Source organism: Cyanobacterium sp. (assembly GCF_054166785.1).
The window spans coordinates 63919-71414 of record NZ_JBSZCP010000040.1 but is presented as its reverse complement, the minus strand read 5'-3'; the positions used below and the strand labels follow the sequence as shown (position 1 = coordinate 71414).

General features: G+C 37.2%; 3 protein-coding genes and 1 tRNA gene. 2 read left to right on the top strand and 2 right to left on the bottom strand.

The genetic code is table 11. From position 1 onward, the window contains the following. Positions 1 to 275: 275 nt before the first annotated feature. Entirely contained in the window at positions 276 to 581 is a 306-nt protein-coding gene (locus ACXITR_RS08275; RefSeq protein ID WP_457996752.1) for a hypothetical protein, read from the bottom strand. 149 nt (positions 582 to 730) lie between these two features. Next, entirely contained in the window at positions 731 to 6520 is a 5790-nt protein-coding gene (locus tag ACXITR_RS08270) for a translocation/assembly module TamB domain-containing protein (protein ID WP_457996751.1), read from the bottom strand. Between the two features lie 164 nt (positions 6521 to 6684). On the opposite strand from ACXITR_RS08270, the gene ACXITR_RS08265 reads away from it, so the two are divergent. Further along, positions 6685 to 6757, top strand: a tRNA-Phe gene (locus ACXITR_RS08265). Between the two features lie 48 nt (positions 6758 to 6805). Further along, the gene (locus tag ACXITR_RS08260; protein ID WP_457996750.1) at positions 6806 to 7471 is read left to right on the top strand and encodes a ComF family protein; all 666 of its coding nucleotides are present in this window, start codon (positions 6806 to 6808) and stop codon (positions 7469 to 7471) included. Positions 7472 to 7496: the final 25 nt, after the last annotated feature.

Here is a 7496-nt window from a genome sequence, read left to right as displayed (position 1 = left end):
TCAGAAATTAATCCTAAGTGTAAATATTTAAAATATTCGTAGTTACGCACATCAAAAAACAAGGTAGAATAGGCAGAACAATAATCATCAATGACCGGCACCGTGTCCATGGGATTTCTAGGTAAATGTTTTCTAATTTGCCTACATCCATCGCTGTGAGTACCTTTCATTTTTATTATTATTATTCTACATTTTTATTCTGCTTTTCGGAAAGTGACAAAAAAGGGATACAACCAAAAAATCAACCTCCTATCCATTCTGACGAGTATAAAAGCCTAACTAACTTTTCTCCTCAACCAATTAGTTAGCTTAATAGGCACATTACTTTTTACCCAACGCCAAGCGACGATTTTAGCGATGGGTTTAGGTAAACCCACAAAACGTTTAACAATTTTATTTGCAGAGGGATTTTTAACCTTTTTATTGATTAAATTAATCATCCCCACATCATACAGACATTCAATAATTAATTTGATGGTAGCTTCTTCCTTCAGGGCTAAATTTTCAATGAGTAATAGTAAATCTTTCATTCTCTCCTCTTGAAATCGCTTTTCTTGAGGATTAATTTCTTCTATCGCCACGATTTTAATGGGTTTATTTTTTTTAGTTGTTAGCATCCTAAAAGTATCGGAAGAATAGTTAGGGGATTATAACAGTTAATTTACACCAAAAAGATCATTATATCTAGCATTATTACTATACTTTGTTAGTTAATTTTTCCAGAGTTATTTTAAAAACGGAATTGATATTCGATCGCACTTCGGGTATCATTACTAAAATCGGTAGAACCTCGAATAACGGTACGATCATTAAGACGATAACGAATATTATAACGGGTAGGTTGTTCCCCTGTTAAAAGACTGAGGATAGATAAACTCAAATTTTCTCGAATATTAAATCCTAACTCTGCCCCTAAACCCAGACTAGATACCCTTGTTTGACTGTCGATAATAGCAGTGGGAAATAACCTAAACTCCACCATATCTAAAATATCATCCAGCTGATTTTGAAAACTACCAAATAAAGCCGCCCCTGCGATATTAGCCAAAGCCACCCCCGTATCACCATCCACAAAATTATTAAAAAATCCTCCCCCCAATAGGGAAATTATTTCCGTTTCTCCCCTAGCAGGAATACTACTAAACTCTAAACTTTCATTAATATTATTACTAAACCCATTAACAGTCGCCCTCACTCGGATAGTTTCAAGGGTATTGATAGTATTTAAACCAGATATATCAGGAATTTCATTGGCCCCAGTATTATCCGTCAGTTGATAACGGCTAGTTTCGGTTACCGAGGTTTCGAGTTGCATATCAAGAAAAGCATTAAAACCATTTTCAGGGGTAAATCGGGCAACATTGTTGTAATTACGGTTAAGTCTTAATCGGCTAGTAAATAGATTAACGCTACCCCCTGTTAAATTAATCACCCCTTCTGGTTGTAAATTATTAACATCTCCATTGAGAGTTAAACTACCTTGGGCATTAAGACTCAATACAGGGGCTTGGGAAACTGTGATGTTATCACTTAAAATTAAATCTAAATTACTGATAGTGGCGTTACTGATTAAAAGATTACTCCCCCCATTGATGCCATTACCATTGTTTCCATTTTGCCCCCCCGCAAGGAAAACATCTCCATCAAATAACGTAATATTACCACCGATGATAGGGGCGATCGCACTTCCAGCAATTTCAATATTACCCTTACCACTACCCTGATATAAATTAGGAAGACTCAACGCCAAATTTTCCACCGAAGCCGTCAAAATATCCCCCTGACTATCCCCCATAAATAAAGGTAAAGCCCCAACAATGATAATATCCCCCTCACTAAAATTCCCCGTCAAACTAGGAATCGTAATCTGATCAAAATCAAATAAGATATCCCCATTAATATTAGTAATAGGAGTATCAGGAATAAAAGCCACCTCCATCTCCCCATCACTGATAGTAGCCAAACCATCCGCCACAAAATCTAAAATAGTATTTTCCGATTGACTATATCTACCACGAATACTCAAATCAACTCCCCCCCTACCCCTAACCAAATCAAACTGATTATTACTAATCACCCTCAACAACCCAAAACCAGACTCCTCAATGTTAAGACTCAAACGAAAATCATCACTCTCAGGATTACTAGATTGAGGGAAAAAACGAAAAGGAAAACTACCCAACAACCTTGCCGATTCCTCCTCCCCTATTAAATTACTCGTTGCCAAGAAATCCAGACGAGAATTACGATAACCCAAATTAGCATTAGTTTCCTCAATGGTTGTGCCATTAATTTTTGCATCCGCTATCTCCACATTACCCGTTGCCACAGGATTTTCCAAATTACCACTAATAACAATATTGCCATTAGCAATACCCTCCAACTCAAAATTAGGAGGTAAATTAGCCACCCCCGCCAAATTTTTAATCGGTAAATCTGCCACCAACACCTGCCCCGAAAAACGCTCTTGGCTAAAAGTACCCGATAACGATATATTAGTATCACCATCTTGAAAGCTAACAGGTAAAAGGGTTAACAAACCATCTCGAAAACTACCCCTTGCTTGAATAGTATCCGCCTGATATTTTCCCCAATGCCAATCATTGCCCTGAAAATCAAAACTGGCATCAATACCATTTCTTACCGAAGCGATTAAATTTACCCTACCAGTTAACCTTCCTTCTAAATCTTGTAAGGGAGGAATATTCGCCTGTTGTCTTTCCGTTTCTACTTGTTTAGTGGCTGAATCAATTTGTTGCCATTGGAAAAGAGTCTGTTGTAAAGATAAACCATCATTACTAATGCTAAATAAAGGTTTGTTTTCTGGGGAAGGATTATTTCCTTGGGCAACTATCAAACTATTAACGCTTCCCAAATTAATTTCTCCCTCCACCAGAGAATTTTCCGTTAAAGTTTTCCGTAAGGCGTTTATATTTTCTCCCTCCTCTCCCAAAGCAGTTTGACTATTAGATGATGATTGACTATCTTTTTCTACTTTTTTATCATTATTAACAAAAACCCTCTGACTTTCTCCTGATAATTGTCTATCCTTGTTAACAACAGGGAGGGTGACAATATCTTTTGGTGTTTTCACATCCTTAATATCATTCTTATCAACAACCTTCCCTTCCCATAACTCATCATCCCTATTACTAACTAAGTCAACATTTCCTTGCTCATTTTTTTGATTAACTTCTAACTCCTGCTCATTTTCTTGGTTAACATCCAATAAATAGCTACTGTTAGTTTTAATATCATCTCCATTATTCTCCCTCTGGGGAAAAGCCATGGGAGTTTGGGAATTTCTTGTTAATACCCTTGTATAACTATTGCCATTTACCCTTGGGGTAGCTTCAGGAATAGATAGTTGCGCTAACGTAGGATTTACCCGCAAAGATAAACAATTAATATCTCCCCCAGTAGAGTATAAATCTTTTGCCCCGCAATAATCCCTTGGTTGAATACCATCAAATATATCCTCTATCTCAAAAATACCGACACTGGTTAACAAATTCTGAATATCCCCCTCCCGTAATAGTAATTGCGCTTCTAACTGAGGATTTTCGTCAAAGGGTAATATTTGGGCAGAAAAATCATATTCATTTTCCAGATGATTTAACTTACCATCCCTCACAACTATCTTTCCATCCATACTAGATAACCTTGCGGTTAATACATCTCCTCGAAACTGATTCACTTGAGGTTGGTTGATTACTAATTCTGAGGAAGTAACATCATAGTTGTTGAGATTTAAAGCCACTTCTCCTGAAATATTACCCCCCACAGATTTTATGTTAGAAGGGAAAACAGTTAATAGGGGTTGAGTTAAACTTTTTAAGGAAAAATTAGCAAAATTAATATCGAGGGTATCTTTTTCATTGGTAATAGCGGTTAATCTACCTTCCTCCACTTGTAAGTTAATTTGTCTGGGTTGAAATTGCGCATCAATATCTAAGGCAAATCTATCGTTGTTACCAGTGGTATCTATTAAGTCAAATTTAATGCCGTTAATGGTATCGGCTTGTAGGTTTCCTGCGAGGGCATTAAAAGGAAGGTTAGCAATTTGTAAATTATCTGTTTTTATATTTCCCCCTAGGCGAGGGTTATCAAGATTTCCTTGTAGTTTTCCTTGAAAGTCAAATTTACCACCATAACCGATTAAGGCTAGTTGATTGGGTAGGGGTAATTCTTTTATATCTAAGCCAGAGGCGATTAAGTTTAAGTCAAAGTTACTTATCTCTTGGTTATCAATGTCATAGTTAATAATACCGTTGGCGGAAATATCCCCTGTGGTGGCTTGGGAAAGAAGGATTTTTTCTCCATCCCAACGAAAGCTAGTTTGTAGGGGTTGTTGGATTAAGCTAATACCCTGATTAAAGTCGAGATTACCTGCGATCGCAACGGCACTCAGAGTTATATTATTGGTATTACCCTCCATAGATAGTCTTCCTCTAGTTTCCCCCCTCAATTCTTGTTGAAATTCACCAACATTAAAACTATTGGTGGCAAGGGTAGTGTTAAAGTTATTATCATCATCGAGGAAAAGACTTTCGACGGTGACAATCCCTTGGGGTAAAAATATTTCTCCGTTGGCTTGGATTCCCTGATTATTATTGATACTACCCCGAATATTGAGGGCGGTGTTTACCCTACCTCTGTTAAGGGGGGATTCCCTCGTAAAGTTTAGTTGACTGAGGTTAAGATTATCGGCGACAAGTTGAGTTTGCCATCTACCTTGATTTAGTTGCGTATTGTTGAGGTTAACCATTCCTTGGGCGAGGGGAAAGTTAAAGTCTCCTTGTAAGGCGATGGTATCAAGGGAAATGTTTTGACTATCTCCTAATAGTTGGAAGTTTCCTTGGAGGGCGGAATTGTCACAACCGACGGCTTGACAGTCGATGAGGTTGATTTGGTTGAGGGGAATATTAGTTAATTCTATGGTGGCTTGATAGTTGTTTTGGTTATATAAAAAATTAGTTAAGGTTGCTTTTCCTTCTCCTATTCCTATATCGGTGATGCCTGTTATCTGACTATTTTCTATGTCTTGGGCGATGCCTGAAATGCGATATTCACCGTTAATTAATCCGAGGGGGGGCAAATTTTCAGATATTTCGATGGCATAAACATTGGCTAGGTTTAGGGCGCTAATATTTTGGGCGCTAAGGTTTACTTGGTAGGGAAATTGATTTTCTTGGCGAAAGTCAACGAATCCATTCCCACTAACTTCTCCGCCGATGGTGGGGGTAAAAGAAAATTCGTCGATGGAAAGTCCACTGTTAAGAATTGTAACTTTTCCTTGACTTTTTGTCAAAGATAGTCTGTCGAATTGAATATTTTCTATGGCGGTAATATTAGCCTTGAGGATGGGTTGAGTTAATGCCCCCTGAATATCGATGTCACCGATGACTCTTCCTTTGGTTTCTAGGGGAATTTCAGGGAGGTTTAAAGAGGCGATCGCCCTTTGCACTTCTACAGGCTTTGTTTTAATATTGATGTTAAGGGTAGAAAAATCATCCTCGAGGGTACCAAAAACATCCCCATTAATATCCCCTAAATTGGTATTAACCCCTGCAAAGGTAAGATTATTATTCACAAAATTTATTTTTCCACTGGCATCGGTGAGGGGTTGGGGTACATTGGGAATATCAAGGTTTACCCCCGCTATGTCAATATCACCATCAATATTGATAAACTCTCCCCTTTCAAACTCAAGGTTAACATTCCCCGTCACCCTACCACTATCAACATCAACGGGTAAGGTAGTAAAATAATTAATATCATCCGTAAGAAGATTATTCCCCGAAATATTTAATAGCCAGTCATTTCTATTGATGGGAGTAACCGCAGTGACAGATATATTTCCCCCCGAAATTACATCCCCTTGGGTATCAAAAGTAAGATTATTTTCTCCAATTAAGATACTACCCTGATTAACTTTAATATTCAGAGGAGGTAAATCACTTAACTGGGATTTCATGGTTAAAGACGCATTTTTTATCCTCACAGCATCTACATTCAAGGAGATAAAGTTATCTCTTCTTTCAGGGGGAGTTAACTGTAGATTTAACCAACCATCAGCCTCAGACTTTTCGATATAAACGACGGGATTAATTACCGTAACTTCAATATTGGCACTTCTTTGCCCAAAAAGGAGTGATGTTAAACTTACCTCCACCCCCTCGGCGATGACATAGTCTTTTTCCGTGTCGGTAGCTAAAATTTGACTCTTCCCCACCCGAATTCCATGGAAAGAGACGGACTCTATTTCCCCTAATTCTACTGTTCTTCCTAAATAATTACTAACGGGTTTTTCAATTAGAGGTATTAATCTTTGGGTGAAAAAATACCAACCATAACTTAATCCTCCCCCCACGGAAATTAAAGTGCTGTATAACAACAACTTAATATAAAATCCTTTCCCAGACTGTGGGGAATTATCTTCAGGAGAATTAAGGTTATTATCTAAATTTTCATCGTAGCCATTATCGGTGTTTGGAGTCTTATCAGGGAAATCAGTCATAATTAGCTACCAAGACAATAAAGAAGCACAGTCCTATTGTAGTCAGAAATGCCCATAGTTTTTAATGGAAATCACTCCTTTAAAATTTATCTGCTCAAAAAAAATATGGTAAAACCTTGTCAATCTTAAAAATATTCGTTATATTATATAAGTGTCAAATTTAAGCCAGGATAGCTCAGTAGGTAGAGCAGAGGACTGAAAATCCTCGTGTCGGCGGTTCAAATCCGCCTCCCGGCATTCAAAGAAAAATAACGTACCCATAGAAGAACAAGTAACTAATATGGAATGAATAGCTTTCTATCATTTTTTTTCAAGTCTGCTTGTGTGTTGTGTGAGCGACAAACTAATGGTATTATCTGCGATTATTGTCATAGTCAGTTAGTTAGTTGTAAAGTACCGAATCCTCTAGTTAAGACTGATAAAGATTACTCTTTGTTTCTTTGGGCTAAATATGAGAATTATATCAAAAGAGCTATTTTTAGCTTTAAATACGAAAGTAAAGTTGAGTTAGGGGAAGTTTTTGGACAATTTTTAGCTCAGGAATGGATAAATAATAGGTTATTAAAGAAAGGGCAAATGATAACGGTTGTGCCGATTCCTCTTCATCCTCAAAAGTTAAAAGAAAGAGGTTTTAATCAAGCTGAATTAGTGTCAAAGTCTTTTTGTGAAATTACGGGGTATCGTCATCTTCCTCATTTATTAAAAAGGGTAAAAAATACTGATGCGATGTTTACCTTAAGCCCCACGGAAAGAAAAATAAATATTACTCAGGCTTTTACGGTAGGGAAAGATTATCCAAAATTTAATCGTCAACATTCGGTTATCATTTTAGATGATATTTATACCACGGGAGCAACCGTTGAGGAGGTGATAAGGGTTTTAAAAACCTTACAAATCAATGTTTTAGGGGTAATTGCGATCGCCTCTAGCCTCAAAATAAAAGATAGCTAAATTAATTATTGACTTCTAATTTATA